This is a genomic window from Streptomyces griseorubiginosus (genome assembly GCF_017614965.1).
Taxonomy (GTDB): Bacteria; Actinomycetota; Actinomycetes; order Streptomycetales; family Streptomycetaceae; genus Streptomyces; species Streptomyces griseorubiginosus_B.
In genome coordinates this window covers 1-18,545 of the sequence record NZ_WVUG01000172.1, presented here as the reverse complement: position 1 = coordinate 18,545, position 18,545 = coordinate 1, and the positions used below count along the sequence as shown (strand labels likewise).

18 protein-coding genes and 1 pseudogene are annotated in these 18,545 nt (G+C 71.4%); 11 read left to right on the top strand and 8 right to left on the bottom strand.

Annotated features, from left to right (window positions below; translation table 11 throughout):
* Positions 1 to 452, top strand: a pseudogene (locus GRC12_RS27710) (hypothetical protein); the annotation flags it as partial.
* A gap of 87 nt (positions 453 to 539) precedes the next feature.
* A complete protein-coding gene (locus GRC12_RS27705) occupies positions 540 to 1,181 on the top strand; it encodes an HAD family hydrolase (protein WP_208782102.1) in 642 nt (213 codons plus the stop codon).
* On the opposite strand, the gene GRC12_RS27700 is transcribed toward GRC12_RS27705, so the two are convergent.
* Entirely contained in the window at positions 1,160 to 1,408 is a 249-nt protein-coding gene (locus tag GRC12_RS27700) for a hypothetical protein (protein WP_133045638.1), read from the bottom strand. The genes GRC12_RS27705 and GRC12_RS27700 overlap by 22 nt on opposite strands.
* Positions 1,409 to 1,572: 164 nt before the next feature.
* On the opposite strand from GRC12_RS27700, the gene GRC12_RS46485 reads away from it, so the two are divergent.
* On the top strand, positions 1,573 to 1,956 hold the full coding sequence (locus tag GRC12_RS46485) for a cold-shock protein (protein WP_133045637.1): 384 nt from the start codon (positions 1,573 to 1,575) through the stop codon (positions 1,954 to 1,956).
* A gap of 18 nt (positions 1,957 to 1,974) precedes the next feature.
* Complete coding sequence (locus tag GRC12_RS27690; RefSeq protein WP_208782101.1) at positions 1,975 to 2,484, top strand: hypothetical protein; 510 nt, start codon at positions 1,975 to 1,977, stop codon at positions 2,482 to 2,484.
* Positions 2,485 to 2,498: 14 nt separating this feature from the next.
* Here the strand turns inward: GRC12_RS27690 and GRC12_RS27685 are convergent, their stop codons facing one another.
* From GRC12_RS27685 to GRC12_RS27670, 4 genes are all read right to left on the bottom strand, one after another.
* Positions 2,499 to 3,356 carry a 1,4-dihydroxy-6-naphthoate synthase gene (locus GRC12_RS27685; RefSeq protein ID WP_208782100.1) on the bottom strand — a complete coding sequence of 286 codons (858 nt, stop codon included), beginning with the start codon at positions 3,354 to 3,356 and terminating at the stop codon, positions 2,499 to 2,501.
* Positions 3,346 to 4,047, bottom strand: a complete 702-nt coding sequence (locus GRC12_RS27680) for a futalosine hydrolase (protein ID WP_208782099.1) — start codon at positions 4,045 to 4,047, stop codon at positions 3,346 to 3,348. The genes GRC12_RS27685 and GRC12_RS27680 overlap by 11 nt, the downstream gene beginning before the upstream one ends.
* Complete coding sequence (locus GRC12_RS27675; RefSeq protein WP_208782098.1) at positions 4,017 to 4,529, bottom strand: DUF2771 domain-containing protein; 513 nt, start codon at positions 4,527 to 4,529, stop codon at positions 4,017 to 4,019. The genes GRC12_RS27680 and GRC12_RS27675 overlap by 31 nt, the downstream gene beginning before the upstream one ends.
* Before the next feature lie 61 nt (positions 4,530 to 4,590).
* Positions 4,591 to 6,015: an MFS transporter gene (locus GRC12_RS27670; protein ID WP_208782097.1), complete on the bottom strand. Its 1,425-nt coding sequence runs from the start codon at positions 6,013 to 6,015 to the stop codon at positions 4,591 to 4,593.
* 279 nt (positions 6,016 to 6,294) lie between these two features.
* On the opposite strand from GRC12_RS27670, the gene GRC12_RS27665 reads away from it, so the two are divergent.
* From GRC12_RS27665 to GRC12_RS27645, 5 genes are all read left to right on the top strand, one after another.
* Positions 6,295 to 7,221 carry a DUF3027 domain-containing protein gene (locus tag GRC12_RS27665; RefSeq protein WP_208782096.1) on the top strand — a complete coding sequence of 309 codons (927 nt, stop codon included), beginning with the start codon at positions 6,295 to 6,297 and terminating at the stop codon, positions 7,219 to 7,221.
* Between the two features lie 23 nt (positions 7,222 to 7,244).
* Positions 7,245 to 7,784: a hypothetical protein gene (locus tag GRC12_RS27660; RefSeq protein WP_208782095.1), complete on the top strand. Its 540-nt coding sequence runs from the start codon at positions 7,245 to 7,247 to the stop codon at positions 7,782 to 7,784.
* Positions 7,785 to 7,890: 106 nt separating this feature from the next.
* Positions 7,891 to 11,103, top strand: a complete 3,213-nt coding sequence (locus tag GRC12_RS27655) for a sacsin N-terminal ATP-binding-like domain-containing protein (protein WP_208782094.1) — start codon at positions 7,891 to 7,893, stop codon at positions 11,101 to 11,103.
* A gap of 195 nt (positions 11,104 to 11,298) precedes the next feature.
* Complete coding sequence (locus GRC12_RS27650; RefSeq protein ID WP_208782093.1) at positions 11,299 to 12,216, top strand: hypothetical protein; 918 nt, start codon at positions 11,299 to 11,301, stop codon at positions 12,214 to 12,216.
* A gap of 182 nt (positions 12,217 to 12,398) precedes the next feature.
* On the top strand, positions 12,399 to 13,331 hold the full coding sequence (locus tag GRC12_RS27645; RefSeq protein ID WP_208782092.1) for a hypothetical protein: 933 nt from the start codon (positions 12,399 to 12,401) through the stop codon (positions 13,329 to 13,331).
* A 12-nt stretch (positions 13,332 to 13,343) separates the two neighbouring features.
* Here the strand turns inward: GRC12_RS27645 and GRC12_RS27640 are convergent, their stop codons facing one another.
* The gene (locus tag GRC12_RS27640; RefSeq protein WP_208782091.1) at positions 13,344 to 15,737 is read right to left on the bottom strand and encodes an HAD-IC family P-type ATPase; all 2,394 of its coding nucleotides are present in this window, start codon (positions 15,735 to 15,737) and stop codon (positions 13,344 to 13,346) included.
* A 121-nt stretch (positions 15,738 to 15,858) separates the two neighbouring features.
* Positions 15,859 to 16,125 (bottom strand): DUF2530 domain-containing protein, encoded by a 267-nt coding sequence (locus GRC12_RS27635; protein ID WP_208782090.1) that lies wholly within the window; start codon positions 16,123 to 16,125, stop codon positions 15,859 to 15,861.
* A gap of 112 nt (positions 16,126 to 16,237) precedes the next feature.
* On the opposite strand from GRC12_RS27635, the gene GRC12_RS27630 reads away from it, so the two are divergent.
* Complete coding sequence (locus tag GRC12_RS27630; RefSeq protein ID WP_208782089.1) at positions 16,238 to 17,689, top strand: NCS2 family permease; 1,452 nt, start codon at positions 16,238 to 16,240, stop codon at positions 17,687 to 17,689.
* Here GRC12_RS27630 and GRC12_RS27625 read toward each other — a convergent pair.
* On the bottom strand, positions 17,682 to 17,864 hold the full coding sequence (locus tag GRC12_RS27625; protein WP_208782088.1) for a CopG family antitoxin: 183 nt from the start codon (positions 17,862 to 17,864) through the stop codon (positions 17,682 to 17,684). The two genes, GRC12_RS27630 and GRC12_RS27625, sit on opposite strands and share 8 nt — an antisense overlap.
* 151 nt (positions 17,865 to 18,015) lie before the next feature.
* Here GRC12_RS27625 and GRC12_RS27620 point away from each other — a divergent pair, with 151 nt between their 5' ends.
* Positions 18,016 to 18,453 carry a MarR family winged helix-turn-helix transcriptional regulator gene (locus tag GRC12_RS27620; RefSeq protein WP_208782087.1) on the top strand — a complete coding sequence of 146 codons (438 nt, stop codon included), beginning with the start codon at positions 18,016 to 18,018 and terminating at the stop codon, positions 18,451 to 18,453.
* Positions 18,454 to 18,545: the final 92 nt, after the last annotated feature.

Here is an 18,545-nt window from a genome sequence, read left to right as displayed (position 1 = left end):
CGCCCGAGCCGGCCCCGCCCGCCGCGCCCGCTACGGAGAAGGCGGTGGAGGCGGAGGAGGAGGCCGTACCCGAGGCTTCCCCCGCCCGGCGCCGCCGTCTCTCCCTCCCCGTCTCCCGCTGGAGCAACCCCCTGCTCCTGATCGCCGCCGGTCTGCTCGTCGTCGGCGCGATCCTCGGGAACTGGTTCGCCCTGCTGCTCGGCTGGCTCATCGCCTACGCCTCCCGGCGCCTGACGGAGAACGAGTCGAAGTGGGCGGTCATCGGGATGCCGTCGGTGGCGGTCGCGGCCGGGATCGTCTGGCTCTGGGGCCGCGACCAGGGCCGCTGGGGCGATCCCATCGCCCAGGGCCACATGAACGACGCGATCGCCCAGACCTGGCCGTGGGTGGTGCGGGGCGCGGCCGTGCTGTCGGCGCTGTTCGTGGTCTGGCGCTCCCAGCGGAAGGTGTAGCCGTACGCCGGAGGGGGTGGCCGTACGCGCAGGAGTAGGTGTACGTCACACCGGCTCGCCGTCTCCCGGCCACCCGGGCTGGGCACAATGGCCCATATGGCCCTCACCTCCGCACGCGCCCTGACCGTCGGCTTCGACCTCGACATGACCCTCATCGACTCCCGCCCCGGCATCCGCGCCTGCTACCAGGCGCTGTCCGAGCGGACGGGGACCTACATCGACGCCGACCTCGCGGTCACACGGCTCGGACCGCCGCTCGCGGAGGAGCTGATCAACTGGTTCCCCGAGGACGAGATCACGGCCATGGGCGACCTGTACCGCTCGATGTACCCGTCCATCGCCATCACCGCGACCCCCGCGATGACCGGGGCGCGGGAGGCGATCGACGCCGTACGCGCGGCCGGCGGGCGGGCGATCGTGGTGACCGCGAAGTACGAGCCCAACGCCAAGCTGCACCTGGAGCACCTGGGCATCCACCCGGACGAGGTCGTCGGCGACCTGTGGGCCGAGCAGAAGGCGGAGGCCCTGCGCGAGCACGGGGCGGGCGTGTACGTCGGCGACCACACCGGCGATGTGCGCGGTGCCCGGAAGGCCGACGCCCTGTCGGTGGCCGTGGCGACCGGGCCGTGCAGCGTCGAGGAGCTGACGGCGGCCGGGGCGGACGTGGTCCTCGGCGACCTCACCGAGTTCCCGGGCTGGCTGGCCGGCTACCGTCCCGCGCGCGCCTGACGGCGGCCGGCCGCGATCGACCGCAGCACTCCGGCGGCGGCGATCAGGAAGCCGACTCCCATGAGCATGCTCAGTCCGAACATGTAGGTGGGAAAAGGCTTCGCGTGCAGGAACAGCGGAGCCACTGTGACGAGTGTGGCCACAGCACCGAGGAAGAACACGATGGCACCGGCACGGATCAGTCGGTCACCGGGCCCGGCGGAATTCGTTTGGGTTTTGTCACGCACCGGACCAGGGTAGTTCCCAGCGCGTAGGAACAACCCGGCGACGTCTTGTCACCGGCCTGAAGACCATTAGCCTTGGTACCGGCGGGTCCGTGACGACCCGCCCAAGTGCTATCAAGAGCCGTTTCCGAAGCAGTTTTCCGACGAGTACGAGGACGAGGACAGACGTGCCCACCGGCAAGGTCAAGTGGTTCAACAGCGAGAAGGGCTTCGGCTTTCTCTCCCGGGACGACGGCGGTGACGTCTTCGTCCATTCCTCGGTCCTCCCCGCCGGAGTAGACACACTCAAGCCGGGACAGCGAGTTGAGTTCGGGGTGGTCGCCGGGCAGCGCGGTGACCAGGCCCTTTCGGTCACCATTCTCGACCCGACGCCCTCGGTGGCGGCCGCGACCCGTAAGAAGCCGGACGAACTGGCCTCGATCGTCCAGGATTTGACGACCCTGCTCGAGAACATCACACCGATGCTCGAGAGGGGCCGTTACCCCGAGAAGACCGCGGGCAAGAAAATCGCCGGGCTGCTGCGCGCGGTCGCCGACCAGCTCGACGTGTAATCCCGTGGAACGGCCGACGTGAGCGACATAAGCACCCAACCCGGCGGCGGGGCTCCGACCCGGGCCCCGTCCGCCGAACTCCTGGAGCGGATCCGGCGGCAGCGTCGGCACACTCTGGAACTGCTCACCGTGTCCGCCGTCGGCCTCGTTCCGTGGACCGTCCTGCTGTGGTTCACGCTGCCGACCGGATACGCGGTCCGTCAGTGGCGCACGGCCTGGGTGGGGTTCGACGTCCTGCTGGTGGTGTCGATGGCGTCCACCGCCCTGCTCGGCTGGCGGCGGCACCGGGCCGTCCTCGTCGCTGCCTCGACGACGGCGGCCCTGCTGGTCTGCGACGCGTGGTTCGACGTGTCGCTCGCCCTCGGGACCCCGGGTGTGTGGCTGTCGGCGGCGCTCGCGGTGTGTGTGGAGCTGCCCCTGGCCGTCTACCTCATCTTGAAGGTCCGGGGCATGCTCTCACTGGCCCAGTGGCCGCCGCGTGTCCCGCTGGGCGAGGACGACCCCGAGCCGGCCGACCGGCACGGCTGAGCCCGACCGGCGGCTCAGGGAAACGCCAGCGCCTCCGGCCCCAGCGCCGGCACGAGTCCCTCCGCCGCCGCCCGCGTCAACAGCCCCCGGACGGCCGCGTACCCGTCCTCGCCCAGATCCGCGGTGAACTCGTTGACGTACAGCCCGATGTGCTGGTCGGCGACCGCGGGGTCCATCTCCTGCGCGTGCTCCATGACATAGGGCCGGGACACCTCGGGTTCGTCCCAGGCCGCCTGCACGGACGTACGGATCGCCTCGGCCAGTGCCGTCAGCGTCCCGGAACCCAGCGACCGCTTCGCGATGATCGCCCCCAGCGGAATCGGCAGCCCGGTCGTGGTCTCCCAGTGCTCGCCCATGTCCGCAAGCTTGTGCAGCCCGTAGTTCTGGTAGGTGAACCGTGCCTCGTGGATGACGAGCCCCGCGTCGACCTTCCCGTCCCGCACGGCCGGCATGATCTCGTGGAACGGCATGACGACGATCTCGCCGACACCGGCGGGCACCGTGTCGGCCGCCCACAGCCGGAACAGCAGATACGCCGTCGACTTCTCGGACGGGACGGCGACCGTACGGCCCGCGAGGTCGGCTGCGGGCTCCCGCGTGAGCACCAGCGGCCCGCAGCCCCGGCCCAGCGCACCCCCGCACGGCAGCAGGGCGTACTCGTCGAGGACGTACGGCAGCACGGCGTACGACACCTTCAGCACGTCGAACTCGCCGCGCTCGGCCATGCCGTTGGTGATGTCGATGTCCGCGAAGGTCACGTCCAGCGCGGGGGCGCCGGGGACGCGGCCGTGGGCGAGGGCGTCGAAGACGAACGTGTCGTTCGGGCAGGGCGAATACGCGATCCGCAGGGGCTGTACCGGCTCACTGGTCATGCTGTTTCCAACTCTCCAGGAGGGGCGCGAGCTTCCCGAAGCCCTCGGCCAGGGCCGCGAGGGCGTCACCGATGCGCCAGGCGGCGCGGTCGCGCGGCCCGACGGGGTTGGAGACCGCGCGGATCTCCAGGACGGGCAGACGGTGGAGTGCGGCCGCCTCCGCCACCCCGAAGCCCTCCATGCCCTCGGCGAGGGCACGCGGATGCCGGGCCCGCAGCTCGGCGGCGCGCTCGGCGGTGCCGGTCACCGTGGAGACGGTGAGTACGGCTCCGGTGCGCGCGCCGGTCGCGTGCGCGATGTCTCGTACGAGTGATTCCGGCGGACGGTGGCTGACGGTCCCGAAGCCGAGTTCCGTGACGGGGACGAATCCGTCGGCGGTCTCGGCGCCCAGATCGGCCACGGTGATCTCGTCGGCGACGACGAGTGAGCCGAGCGGCGCCTCGGGCTGGAAGCCACCGCCGATGCCGGCCGATACGACCAGGTCGTAGGGGGCGCCTTCGAGGGCGGCCGAGGTGAGGGCGGTGGCGGTCGCGGCGGCCGCGAGCGCGGGGCCCACGCCGACCGCGGTCACCGTCAGGGCCTCGCCGGTGAACGCGCGGGCCACCGCGTCCCGTTCCGCCGGGACCGCGGTGGCCACGAGGACCCGTACCGAGGACGTGGTCAGTCCGCCTTCTTCAGCTTGAAGGACCACAGACCGGTCACCGTGTTGCTGCTCTTCTTGCCGTCGCCGGCCTTGATGGAGACCAGCGTGGAGTTGCCCTGCGCGCCGTACTGGGCGTTGAAGAAGACGCTGCCCGGGATGGTGCGGTACGTCTTGTCGCTGTCCTCGGTGAGCGGCTGGCCGTTCATCAGGATCGTCCAGCGCTTGTCGGCGATGGCCGGGTCGACGCCGAAGCGGACCGTGTCGTCGGGGTCGACCTTGATGGACTGGATGTCCTTGTCCTTCAGGCACTTCGTGAGGTCCGCGGTCTCGAGGGACTTGCCCTCACCACCGCACGTGGCCTCCTCGCTGACGGAGGAGCGGCCGACGGTGATCGTGGAACGCGGGGTCGGCTTGTCGCAGGCCGACAGGACGAGCAGTCCGGCGGAAACGGCGCCGACGACGGCGACGGCGCGGCGCCGTCGCACAGCGGCGTAGACATCTGCGGCTCCGCCGCGTGGCATCGAGGTCATGCCAGAAGGCTATAGGGCGTGTCCTGCACGCCCTTTACGCGGGGGCCGGTGTGGCTGTGTGTTACGCCACGCGGGGCTTGGCCGCGCCCCCGTGCCGGGCCGAGCCGATCAGCGCCCGGGACGTCGTCACCCAGCCGAGGGCGAGCACCGCGGCGGCCAGGCACAGCCCCGCCGTGCCGTTCAGCGGCATCACGATGCCGATCGCGCCGCCCAGGACCCAGGCCATCTGCAGCATCGTCTCCGAGCGGGCGAACGCCGAGGTGCGCACCAGCTCCGGCACGTCCCGCTGGATCAGCGCGTCCAGCGACAGCTTGGCCAGCGCCAGACAGAAGCCGGTGGTCGCCGTGAGACACGCCACGAGGAACGCGCCGAAGAAGATCGCGGCCGTGATCGCCGCGCCCAGCACGATCGCCAGGACCGTCACGATGATGATCTCCGGCGCCCGGGAGCGCAGCCAGGCCCCGACCGCGGTACCGAGCGCGTTGCCCGCGCCCGCCGAGACGGCGACCAGGCCGAGGGAGACGGCGGCGCTCTCGCCGGTCAGCGGGTGCTCGCGCAGGAGGAACGCGAGGAAGAAGGTGAGGAATCCGGACAGCCAGCGCAGGGCGGCGTTGGCGCCGAGGGCGTGGGTGACCGCGGTGCCCACGGTCCGCAGCCCCGGGCGTTTGGCGGTCTTGCGGTGCGGGCCGTGCAGATGCGCCTCGTCGGCGGCGAGCAGGGCCACGTCCTCGCCCTTGGCCGAGTCGACCTTCGGGGCCAGGGTGAAGGACAGGAACATGCCCCAGATGTAGATCAGGAAGGCGCCGTACAGCGGCCAGCGCGGCCCGATCGCGTGCAGGCCGGCCCCGACGGGCGCGGCGACACCGGTGGCGAGCAGCCCGCCGAGGGTGACCCGCGAGTTGGCCTTCACCAGGGAGAAGCGGGGCGGCAGCAGCCGGGGCACGACGGCGCTTCGGACCACGCCGTACGCCTTCGACGCGACCAGCACGCCGAGGGCCGCCGGATACAGCTCCAGGCTGCCGGTGGTGACGGCGCCCGCGATGATCAGCGCGAGCAGGGCGCGGGCGAGCATCGAAGCGGCCATCGCGGCGCGGCGGCCGTGCGGGAGCCGGTCCAGGAGCGGCCCGATGACGGGGGCGAGCACCGTGAACGGGGCCATGGTGATGGCGAGGTAGAGCGCGACGCGGCCGCGTGCCTCGTCGGTCGGCACGGAGAAGAAGACGGTGGAGGCGAGGGCGATGGTGATCATCAGGTCGCCGGCGCCGTTGACCGCGTGGAGCTCGATCAGCTTGCCGAGGCCGGACTCGCCGGCGCCGTGCGCGTGCGTGGCCCTTCTGATCCCGCGGGCGGTTCCGGTGACCGGGAAGTGCAGGGCACGGCCGACGGCGCGGACGGACCCGGCGAACCGGCCCGAACCGCCATCACGTCTGCTGCCCCTGATCCCACCGACCTTGGTGGCTCCCTGGGGCGTCCTTGCGGCTGCCACGACGTTCATAGTGCCCCCAGAACGCCCCGGGTAGTGCGGTTACCGCGCGTATGAGGCCGACTGGTTCGCAGCCGGGGACCTTTTCCGACCCGTCGGTGTAGGCCGGAAGCACGCGAGAAGGTAGCGTGCGTATCTCAGCCATCCATCAGAATGGATGGAGAGGTGCGCCCCGCGCGAGCGGGCGCGAACGTCGACGCGGTCCTCCGGTCCGCTCCGTCCGCACCCGCCGCCTTCAGGGGCGGCGCACCCGAGTGACGGCGTAGGAGAGAAGCGATACCTGTGAGCGCAGCGACAACGCGAAGCCGCACCCCCGACCGCCTGTGTGCCGAGGCCGTCGACCTCGCCCGCGCCGCAGCCGAGGAGGCCGCCGCGCCCGGTGTGGTCGGAGAGCATGCGGGCGTGCAGAGCGAGGGCGACCGCGTTGTCACGCACTTCTTCGAGTGCAAGGAACTCGGGTACCGGGGCTGGCGCTGGGCCGTGACGGTCGCCCGCGCGTCCCGCGCCAAGATCGTGACCCTGGACGAGGTGGTGCTCCTCCCGGGCCCGGACGCCCTCCTCGCCCCGGAGTGGGTGCCGTGGAGCGAACGCCTGCGCCCCGGCGACATGGGCCCGGGCGACCTGCTCCCGACCGACGCGGAGGACCTCCGTCTGGAGCCGGGGTACGCCGGTGAGGACGAGCCGCTGCCGAACGCCGCCGTCTCGGAGGAGATGGCCGAGCTGGTCGAGGCGGAGGACGCGGAGGTCACGGCCGGTACTCCCGCCAACCTGCCCGCCGCCCCGACCCGGGGCTCCATCGCCGCCGTCGCGGAGGAACTGGGCATGCGCCGGGCCCGGGTGCTGTCCCGCTACGGCCTGCACATCGCCGCGGACCGCTGGGAGGAGTCGTACGGCGCCAAGACGCCCATGGCGCAGGCGGCCCCGGCGACCTGCGTCAGCTGCGGCTTCCTCCAGCCGATCGGCGGCTCCCTGGGCCAGGCCTTCGGCGTCTGCGCCAACGAGTTCTCCCCGGCGGACGGCCATGTCGTGTCCCTGGCGTACGGCTGCGGCGGCCACTCGGAGGCGGCCGTCATGCCCAAGCCGCCCCAGCCGGCACCTCCGGTGATCGACGAGACGAGGGTCGACCCCTTCCCGCTGCGCCCGGCGGCGGACTCGGGCTCGGTCCCGATCGTCTCGGACGAGGACACGGCGGAGCTGGGGCACTCCTAGTGCCGCCGCGCGGGCACTCACCGATGGCACGGCTCTGGCTGCGCGGCGGAATGGACCCGGAGGCCCCGGAAGCGGTCGTGGTCGCCGTGGTGGTGGACCCGGTGGGGACCGCGGAGGAACGGGCCGTCGCCGCGCTCTTCTCCTACGCGTACGACGGCGAGGGCACCTTCCTGCTCGCGCGGACCGACGGCTGGGCCGAGCGGCGGGTGGACGGTGACGTCCTGACCGTCGAGATCGTCGTCCACCGGGCCGTACTGGAGGCGCTGGGGATCGACGGGGCCGGATTCCCGGAGCGCCCGCCCGTCCGGCCGGACGCGGTCCGGCTGCTGCGCGTGAGTGCGCCCGTCGCCGGGGGCCGGTACGAGCAGGCACTCGAGGTGACGGCCGTGCTGTCGGCACCGGCCGGGGCGACGCCCGAGCAGATCGTGGCCGACCTTCACTCCGGCGAGGCATGGCCGCTGATCCTGGCCCCGCCGCCCGCCTCCGCCACCGTCACCCTCGACAGCGCCGACACCCCATCGGTCGACCTGGATCCCGGCCGGTATCCGCCGACGCCCGGTTGACCAGGGGGACTCCGGGCTCCGGCGGGGTCACCGGCCGACCGGCCCCCGGCGCGGAGCCGGGCCGTACGGCGGTACCTTCGTGCTCACGTCGACGAGGAGAGTGAACGTGAGCAAGTTCGTGCGGCCGGCCCCCGAGGGGGCGGACCCCTTCGGCACCGCCCGTCTGCGCCGCGGTGTGCTCGACGCCTGGGCCACCAGTCCCGCCCGTTTCCGCGAGGACGCCAACGCCGAGGAGGACCTCGTCCTCGGCGGCTACCGGGACCGTCTCGTCGTCGAGCTCGCCCAGAACGCGGCCGACGCGGCGGCCCGCGCCGGGGTGCCCGGCCGGCTCCGCCTGACACTGCGCGACGGCGTCCTCGTCGCCGCCAACACCGGCGCCCCGCTCGACGCGGCCGGCGTCGAGTCCCTCGCCACCCTCCGCGCCTCGGCCAAGCGGGACACCGGGCAGGGCGCCGTCGGCCGGTTCGGTGTCGGCTTCGCGGCCGTCCTCGCCGTCACCGACGAGCCCGCGGTCGTCGGCCGGCACGGCGGTGTGCGCTGGTCGCTGGCCGAGGCGCGCGAGCTGGCCGCCGACACGGCGCGGCACAGCCCCGGGCTCGGCGACGAGATCCGGCGCCGGGACGGGCACGTACCGCTGCTGCGGCTCCCGTTCGCCGCCGAGGGCTCGGCCCCGGACCCGTACGACACGGTCGTCATCCTGCCGTTGCGCGACCCCGCCGCCACCGACCTCGCGGAGCGGCTGCTCGACGCCGTCGACGACGCGCTCCTCCTCGCCCTTCCCGGCCTGGCGGAGGTCGTCGTCGAGACGGACACCGTCCGCACGCTGCGGCGCGGCACCGACGGGCCCTTCACGGTCGTGGAGGACTCGCGCGGCGGTACGACCCGCTGGCGCACCGTCTCCGCGCACGGCGCCCTCACCCCGGACCTGCTCGTCGACCGGCCGGTGGAGGAGCGGCTGCGCCCCCACTGGTCGGTCACCTGGGCCGTACCGGCCGACGCGGACGGCAGCCCGGCCCGCCCGCGCACCAGCCCCGTCGTCCACGCGCCGACCCCGAGCGACGAGCCCCTCGGCGTTCCCGCCCTCCTCATCGCCTCCTTCCCCCTCGACACCACCCGCCGCCACGCCGCGCCCGGCCCGCTGACCGACTTCCTCGTCCAGCGCGCCGCCGACTCCTACACCGAACTCCTCGCCGCCTGGCGGCCGGTGAGCGAGGGCATCATCGGCCTCGTCCCCGGCCCGCTCGGCAAGGGCGAGCTGGACGGCGCCCTGCGCGCGGCCATCCTGGAGCGGCTCCCGCGGACGTCCTTCCTGCCCCCGGCGCTGGCCTCCGCCGAGGACGACTCCGACCCGTCCGGCGCCCTGCGGCCCCGGACCGACGAGCCCGGCGAGGACCACGGACCCGACCTCGACCTCCCCGGCTCCCTGCGCCCCCGGGACGCCGAGATCGTCGAGGGCGCCGGGGCCGACACCGTGCGGGTGCTGGCCGAGGTGCTGCCCACCCTGCTGCCCGCAGGGCTCGAACGGCGGGCGGAGCTGCGGACGTTGGGCGTCGCCCGGGTGCCGCTGACGGACGCCGTGGACCGGCTCGCCGGGCTGGAGAAGGAGCCCGGCTGGTGGCGCCGGCTCTACGACAGCCTCGCCGGGGTCGACCCGGACCGGCTGTCCGGGCTGCCCGTACCGCTCGCTGGGGGCACCTCCCAGGCTTTTGGCACTGGGGGAGGACGTACGACCATCGGCCCTCGCCAGGTGCTGCTGCCGACCGCGGACGCGTCCCGGATCGACCCGGAGGTGCTGGCCCGGCTCGGTCTGAAGGTCGCCCACCCGGACGCGGCGCACCCCCTGCTGGAGAAGCTGGGCGCGCTGCCCGCGACGCCCCGCGCTGTGCTCACCACGCCCCAGGTCCGGGCGGCCGTCGCCGCCTCCCTGGACGACGAGGGCGGGCTGGACTGGGAGCAGGACACGTTGGACGCGGAGGAGTTGGCGGACACGGTGCTCGGGCTGGTGCGGGACGCCGGCCTCGAGCCCGGGGACGAGCCGTGGCTCGGCGCCCTCGCCCTCCCCGACGAGGACGGGGAGTTGGCCCCGGCCGGCGAACTGGTCTTTCCCGGCAGCCCCTTCCACCAGGTGATCCGCGAGGGCGAACTCGCCACGGTGGACGCCGAACTCGCCGACAAATGGGGCCGGGAAACGCTCGCCGCCTGTGGTGTGCTGGCCGACTTCGCCCTCGTCCGGGCCACCGACGTGGTCCTCGACCCCGACGAACTGGAGCCGCGCGAAGGCGACTTCGCCGAGCCGGACGACGCGGGGCTGCTGGACGCCGTGGACGTGTGGAGCGAGGACGTCCTCGACCGCTTCCCGGACACCCCGGTACCGCCCGTCGCCACCGAGCTGATCGCCGTACGGGACCTGGACCTGGTGGACGACGACAAGTGGCCCCAGGCCCTGGCCCTGCTCGCCCAGCCGCCCCTGCGCGACGCGCTCACCCAGCCGGTCCGCGTCCTGCTCCCCGACGGCACGCACGAGGTCGTACGGCCGTACACGGCATGGTGGCTGCGCGGTCACCCGGTGCTGGACGGCCGCCGCCCGGCGGGCCTGCTGGCGTCCGCCGGAGACCCGCTGCTGCGCGGCCTGTACGACGAGGCGGACGCGACGGGCTTCGAGGACGAGCAGGTGCTGAGGGCGCTGGGCGTACGGACGTCCGTCTCGGCGCTCCTGGACGAACCGGGCGGCGCCGCGGAGCTGCTGGACCGCCTCGCCGACCCGGACCGCCGGGTCACCGCCGCCCAACTGCACGCCCTGTACGGCGCGTTGGCGGAACTGGACCCCGACCAGGTGACCCTCCCCGACGAACTGCGAGCCGTGGTGGACGGCCGGGTGACGGTGGTGGAGGCGTCCGAGGCGGTGGTCGTCGACTCCCCGGACCTGCTGCCCTTCACCGAGGGCGTCCCGCTGCTCCCGGTCCGCCCCTCCCGCGCCGCCGAACTGGCCGAACTCTTCCAGGTGCGGCGGCTGAGCGAGTCGGTGCCGGGCTCGGTGGACTCGGAGGGCACGGAGCACGACGTACCGGACTCGGTTCGGGTCCTGCTGGGCCCCCGCACCCCGGCGACGTACGTCGAACACGACGAACTCTTCGTCGACGGCACCGAACTGGACTGGCGCCTCACCACCGACGGCACCCTCCACGCGGCCACCCTGGAGGGCGTGGCGGCAGGCCTCGCCTGGGCGGCGGGCCAGTGGCCCCGCCGCTTCGAGGTGGCGGCCCTGCTGGAGGACCCGTCCCGGACGGAGGAACTGGCGCGGGACCGCTGGTTCGACTGAGCGGACGAACCAGGCGGGCGTGTGCGGGGGTTGATCCATGATCTCAAAAATTTCCGCACACGTTGTTCACCTCCGTACAACCATTCCCACCCCTTGCTGGTCACATCACGTGAGTCAACAGACTCCCTGATCACTTCGGGCCCCGCCGGGACGGGGGACGTCACCGTCGGGGCCCCTCTCCCACATGGGGAACGCATGCGTATTCGTGCCACCGTGGCCGCCGTCACCGGCGCCATGGCCCTTTCCGCCTTCGTCGCTCCGGCCGCTCTCGCCGCCGACGGACCGAAGGTTCCCGCGGGTGTCGCCGCGGCCAACAAGGCCGCCCACTCCGCCACGTCCGGCAAGGCCGCCTTCAGCTCCGCCGCCGACACCGGTACGCCGTACGCCCTGGACGCCACCTTCTCCAACGTGAAGGTCAACAACGGCAAGGGCATCGTCATCGGCACCACCGCCCTCGTGAAGGCGCCGGTCTCCTTCACGCTGACCCACGGCGCGGACGTCGACATCCACGCCGCCGACTTCGTCTCCGCCGTCGAGCTGTACCGGGGCGCGGACTTCGCGAACGAGGACGAGTGGATCGACAGCACGAACGCGACGTGCACCGACACCTCGGCCACCGCCGCCAACTGCACCGCCACCATCGAGATCGACCCGGCGTGGCTGCTGAACACGGACGCCGGCAACTGGAAGGCCGGCGCCTTCGCGGTCGCGTTCAACGGTGAGGACCCGGACAACCCGAACCTGGACAACGTCGGTGTCGCGACGAAGGACAACGTCACGACCGCCAAGCTCCAGCGCCGCTCCACCCTCACGGTCAACGCCGCCCCGGAGCCGGTGAAGAAGGGCAAGACCATCACCGTCACCGGCAAGCTCTCCCGCGCCAACTGGGAGGACGGCCACTACCACGGCTACACCAACCAGCCGGTGAAGCTGCAGTTCCGCAAGAAGGGCTCCAGCACCTACACCACGCTGAAGACCATCAAGACCAACTCCACCGGCAACCTGACGACCACCACCAAGGCCACGGTCGACGGTTACTTCCGGTACTCCTTCGCGGGCACCACGACGACCCCGGCGGTCAGCGCCACGGGTGACTTCGTCGACGTGAGGTAGGACCTCGCAGGGAGACGGCGGCGCCGGACGGGGACCCCGGGCCGCCGTCTCTCCGCGTTTTGCAAGCTCTTCGTAATCCCCGCCCAAAATCCGCCGCGGACGTACAACTTCCCCCAGCCGTCACGGATCTGATCGTTCGAGCCAACAGGCTCCTACGATCTCTTTCTCCACATGGGGAACACATGCGCATACGTGCCACTGTGGCCGCCGTCTCCGGCGCCCTGGCCATTTCCGCCTTCGCCCTGCCGGCCGCGCACGCCGCCGGCGCCGGCTCCTCGTACCGGGCCGATGTCGCGAAGGTCCGTGAGGCCGCCGTCGCCGCCTCCGGCAGGACGGCGTTCAGCACCGCCGCGGCCGACACCGACCCCCAGCCCTACCCGCTGGACGCCACGTTCTCGGCTGTCAAGATCAACGGCGGCAAGGCGATCGTGGTCGGCGCCGCCGCTCACGTGAAGGTGCCGTTCACGTACACGATGAAGCACGGCGCCGACGTCGACATCACCGCGCCGGACTTCGCGACCGGCGCGTACGTCTTCAAGGGCGACAGCCAGTTCTTCGGTGACGACCCGGCCACCTGCACCGCCACCTCCTCGACCGTCGCCACGTGCAAGGGCGTCATCGACTTCTACCCGAAGAGCGACGACTCCACCATCGATCTCACGAACGCCTCCGCGGGCGCCGTGAAGTCCGGCGTGCTGGCCATCGCGCTCAACGGCCAGGACCCCTCCAGCAGCACCTTCGACATCACCAAGGTCGGCCTGGCCGACCAGAGCCCCTTCGCCTCGCCCAACCTGCAGCGCCTGTCCCAGCTGACGGTCGACGCAGCCCCCGAGCCGGTGCAGAAGGGCAAGACCATCACCGTCACCGGCAAGCTGTCCCGCGCCAACTGGGACACCAACAAGTACGCCGGGTACGCCGGTCAGAAGGTGCAGCTGCAGTTCCGTAAGAAGGGCTCCAGCACCTACACCACCCTCAAGACCATCACCACCAGCTCGACGGGCACCCTGAAGACCACCACCAAGGCCACCGTCGACGGCTACTTCCGTTACGTCTTCGCGGGCACCCCGACCACCCCGGCGGTCAACGCCACGGGCGACTTCGTCGACGTCAGGTAAGCGACACCGGTCCTAGACGGGAAAACGGCGGTCCACCCATCTCCACAGCACCTCCAGGGTGGCCGCCGCCACCACCGCGATGCCCACCGCGATCCACGGCATCGTCACGCCCACCAGCTTCAGTGCGAAGAAGTGCTGGAGCGAGGGCACGATCAGGACGAACAGGAAGGCCACGCCCATCGCGGCGACCAGGGCCAGGCGCCACCAGGTGTAGGGGCGGGCGATGATCGCCAGGACCCACAGGGAGATCAGGAAGAGGGTCAGGGTCGCCGCGCTCGTCTCCGCGTCCAACTGGCCCGCACCCGTGTAGTGGTGACGGGCGATCAGGTACGTGACGAAGGTGGCCACCGCCGCCACGACCCCGCCCGGGATCGAGTACCGCATGACCCTGCGCACGAAGTGCGGTTTCGCGCGCTCCTTGTTGGGGGCCAGGGCGAGGAAGAAGGCCGGGACGCCGATGGTCAGCGTGGACAGCAGGGTCAGGTGGCGGGGGAGGAAGGGGTACTCGACCCGCCAGCAGACCACCATCACGGCCAGCAGGACCGAGTAGACCGTCTTCACGAGGAAGAGGGTCGCCACCCGGGTGATGTTGCCGATCACCCTGCGGCCCTCCGCCACCACCGACGGCAGCGTCGCGAAGCTGTTGTTGAGCAGGACGATCTGCGCCACCGCCCGGGTGGCCTCCGAGCCCGAGCCCATCGAGACGCCGATGTCCGCGTCCTTCAGGGCCAGTACGTCGTTCACGCCGTCCCCGGTCATCGCGACCGTGTGTCCCCGGGACTTCAGCGCCCCCACCATGTCGCGCTTCTGCTGCGGGGTGACCCGGCCGAAGACCGTGCCGTCGTCCAGCGCCTTCGCCATCTCCTCCCGCTCGGAGGGGAGGCGGCGGGCGTCCACCGTCGTGCCGGTCAGGCCCAGCTTCGCCGCCACCGCGCCCACCGACACCGCGTTGTCACCGGAGATGACCTTGGCGTGGACGTCCTGCTCGGCGAAGTAGCGCAGGGTGTCGGCCGCGTCCGGGCGCAGCCGCTGCTCCAGCACGACCAGGGCGGTGGGGCGGGCGCCCCGGGCCGGCTCGGCGTCGTCCAGGGCCCGGGAGGAGCGGGCCAGCAGCAGGACCCGTAGGCCCTGTTCGTTGAGGCGTCCGGTCTCCAGGAGGGCGGGATCGTCCGCGCCGAGCAGGACGTCCGGCGCCCCCAGCAGCCAGGTGCTGCTCTCGCCGCCGCCCTCGTCGAAGGTGGCGCCGCTGTACTTGCGGGCGGAGGAAAAGGGCAGTGCCTCGGTGCAGCGCCAGTCCTCGACGTCCGGGTAGGCGTCGATGATCGCCTGGAGGGAGGCGTTGGGCCGCGGGTCCGCCTCGCCGAGGGCGCCGAGCACCTGGCGGACGTACGACTCGTCCGCGCCCTGCAGCGGCCTGAGCTCGGTGACGTCCATGCCGCCCTCGGTGAGGGTGCCGGTCTTGTCGAGGCAGACGGTGTCGATGCGGGCGAGGCCCTCGATGGCGGGGAGTTCCTGGACGAGGCACTGTTTCCGGCCAAGGCGGATCACGCCTATCGCGAAGGCCACGGAGGTCAGCAGGACCAGGCCCTCGGGGACCATCGGGACGATGCCGCCGACCGTGCGCGCGATCGAGTCCTTGAGGCCGTGCTGCTTGACGAACAGCTGGCTGATCACCAGGCCGATCGCGGTCGGGATCATCATCCACGTGACGTACTTGAGGATGGTGGAGATGCCGGAGCGCAGTTCGGAGTGGACCAGGGTGAAGCGCGAGGCCTCCTCGGCCAGTTGGGCGGCGTAGGCCTCGCGGCCCACCTTGGTCGCCTGGAACGCGCCACCGCCGGCGACGACGAAACTGCCGGACATGATGCGGTCGCCGGGCCGCTTGACCACCGGGTCGGCCTCACCGGTCAGCAGCGACTCGTCGATCTCCAGCCCGTCGGCCTCGACGCACACCCCGTCGACCACGGCCTTGTCGCCGGGCCCGATCTCGATCAGGTCGTCCAGCACGATCTGCGCCGTGCCGACCTCGCCGGCCACCCCGTCCCGCCGTACCGTCGGCCGGGCCTCCCCGATCACCGCGAGCGAGTCCAGGGTCCGCTTGGCCCGCCACTCCTGGATGATCCCGATCCCGGTGTTGGCGAGGATCACGTACCCGAACAGGCTGTCCTGGAAGGGCGCGACGAACAGCATGATCAGCCAGAGCACACCGATGATCGCGTTGAACCGGGTGAAGACGTTCGCCCGGACGATCTCGCCCATCGACCGGCTGCTGCGCACCGGTACGTCGTTGACCTGCCCGCGCGCCACCCGCTCGGCGACCTCGGCCGCGGTCAGTCCGCGCGTCGCCACCGGCAGGGGAACGGGATGCACAGGATCGAGTTCGGCGCCCGCGTCGATGTGTGCCATGCATTCGACGGTACGTGCGGATTTGCGGCTTCACCCGCCGGGTGACCGGAAGATCCGACCTGGGGAGGAGCCGACTCGTGCGGTGGGTGTACGGCCCGGCCGCCGGCCTCTTCCGCAGGGCCTAGTCGGCCGGCCCCGCCTTCGATGCCGCCGAGCGCTTGATCGCCGCGTCCCGCTTCCGGACGAACCAGACGCCGTACAGCCCGAGGACCCCTCCGGTGAGGCAGGTCCACAGCCACCAGGTGTGCCCGTGGTCGTCGAACCAGCCGTAGAACGGCAGCTGCACCAGGAAGAGGACGAACCAGAGGATCGTGCCGCCGGTGATGGTGGCGACGACGGGCCCCTCCAGGGGCTCCGGCGCCTCGTGCTGCGGGGTCCACTTCGCCATGGGCCCTAGCTTACGAGGCGATCACATCTACGCGCGGAGATAGCGCCCCTGGGTTCATATGTTCATACTGAAACGGTTTCCGTCTGTCCGTATCTGCTCGTAGGAACCTCCAATGTCCAGCTCGGCCCCCACCAAGGTCCCCGCTCCCGACCAGCCCGGGGCCCGGCCCGCGTCCGGTGCGCTCGACCGCTACTTCAAGATCTCCGAGCGGGGCAGCACGCTCGCCCGGGAGATCCGTGGCGGCTTCGCCACCTTCTTCGCGATGGCCTACATCATCGTGCTCAACCCGATCATCCTGGGCAGCGCGAAGGACATGTACGGGCACCACCTCGACAACGGTCAGCTGGTGACGGCCACGGCCGTGACGGCGGCGTTCACCACGCTGCTGATGGGCGTCATCGGCAACGTGCCGATCGCGCTCGCGGCCGGCCTCGGCGTGAACTCGGTCGTCGCGCTCCAGCTCGCGCCCCGGATGTCCTGGCCGGACGCGATGGGCATGGTCGTCCTCGCCGGTTTCGTGGTGATGCTGCTCGTCGCCACCGGACTGCGCGAACGTGTGATGAACGCCGTGCCCTACAGCCTGCGCAAGGCGATCTCCATCGGTATCGGCCTGTTCATCATGCTGATCGGGCTCGTCGACTCCGGTTTCGTCACCCGTATCCCGGACGCCGCCCAGACCACCGTCCCGCTCCAGCTCGGCGCCGACGGTCACCTCAACGGCTGGCCGGTGCTGGTCTTCATCCTCGGCGCGCTGCTGACCCTCGCGCTGATCGTCCGCAAGGTCTCCGGCGCGATCCTGATCTCCATCGTCACGATGACCGTCCTCGCGGTGATCGTCAACGCGGTCGCGAACGTCCCGTCCTGGGGCCTGACCACCCCGAAGTGGCCCGGCAACCCGGTCGCCACCCCGGACTTCGGCCTGATCGGCAAGGTCAGCCTTTTCGGCGGCTTCTCCCACGTGGGTGTGCTGACCGGCGTGCTGTTCGTCTTCACCGTGCTGCTGTCGTGCTTCTTCGACGCGATGGGCACGATCATGGGTGTCAGCGACGAGGCCAAGCTGACCAACGCCAGGGGCGAGATGCCCGGCATCAACAAGGTGCTGTTCGTGGACGGCATCGCGGTCGCCGCCGGCGGCGCCAGCTCCTCCTCGGCCACCACCTGCTTCGTGGAGTCCACGGCCGGCGTCGGTGAAGGGGCCCGTACGGGCTTCGCGAACGTCGTCACCGGCGCGCTGTTCGCCGTGGCGCTGTTCCTGACCCCCGTCGCCACCATGGTCCCCTCCCAGGCGGCCACCCCGGCGCTGCTCGCGGTCGGCTTCCTGATCCTCGCCGGATCGGTCAAGGAGATCGACTGGGCCGACTACACGCTCTCGATCCCGGCCTTCGTGACGATGGTGATGATGCCCTTCACCTACTCGATCACCAACGGCATCGGCATGGGCTTCATCACCTTCGCCGTCCTGCGGCTGGCGGCCGGCCGGGGCCGGGAGGTCCCGGTGCCGATGTACGTCGTCGCGGCGGTGTTCGGCTTCTACTACCTGATGCCGGCCCTGGGGCTCACGTGACGCCGTAGAACCTCTCGGTCTCGTCGACGGCGGTCTGGAACCGCTCGTCGAAGTCATCACGCATGAGCGTCCGGACGACATAGTCCTGGACGCTCATTCCCCTTTTGGACGCGTGGTCCCTGAGCCGCTCCAGCAGCTCCCGGTCTATTCGCAGGCTGAGCACTTCTGTCCCCATGGGACGAGGGTCGCTGGCGGGTTCCGCCGAGCGGTCACTTTCCGGCGTCGTCTCACTCGTACGGGTGAAGCTGTCGCTTCAGTGGCCAGGGTCACGGGAATGTGCCTGCGCGCCAGCTTGTTTAGCGAGAGTAATGAGTTACGCTAAAGACATGCCGGACCTCACCCATGGCGACGACGCTGCCGCCGTGAACGCCCTTCGCTCCGCCGTCATGCGGCTGTCCCGTCGACTCAAGCACCAGCGCGTCGACGAGTCGCTGAGCCCCACCGAGATGTCGGTGCTGGGCACCCTGTCGAACTGCGGCAGTGCCACGCCGGGCGAGCTCGCCCGCAAGGAGCACGTGCAGCCGCCGTCGATGACCCGCATCGTCGCGCTGCTGGAGGCCAAGGGACTGGTCCGGCTGGAGCCGCACCCCGAGGACCGGCGCCAGAAGGTCGTCACCAAGACCGAGCAGGCCGAGGCCATGCTCGCGGAGAGCCGCGCCAAGCGGAACGCGTTCCTGGCGGGCCTCGTCGAGGGCCTGGACGAGGACGAGTGGGCCAAACTGCGCGCCGCCGCCCCCGTGCTGGAGAAGCTCGCCCATCTGTAAGCAGCAGTACGAGCAAGGAAAAAAGGAGGCGAACCCTTTGAGTACGGGACCCGGAGCAGAATCCGCCCCCGCACCGACCACCCCCCACACAC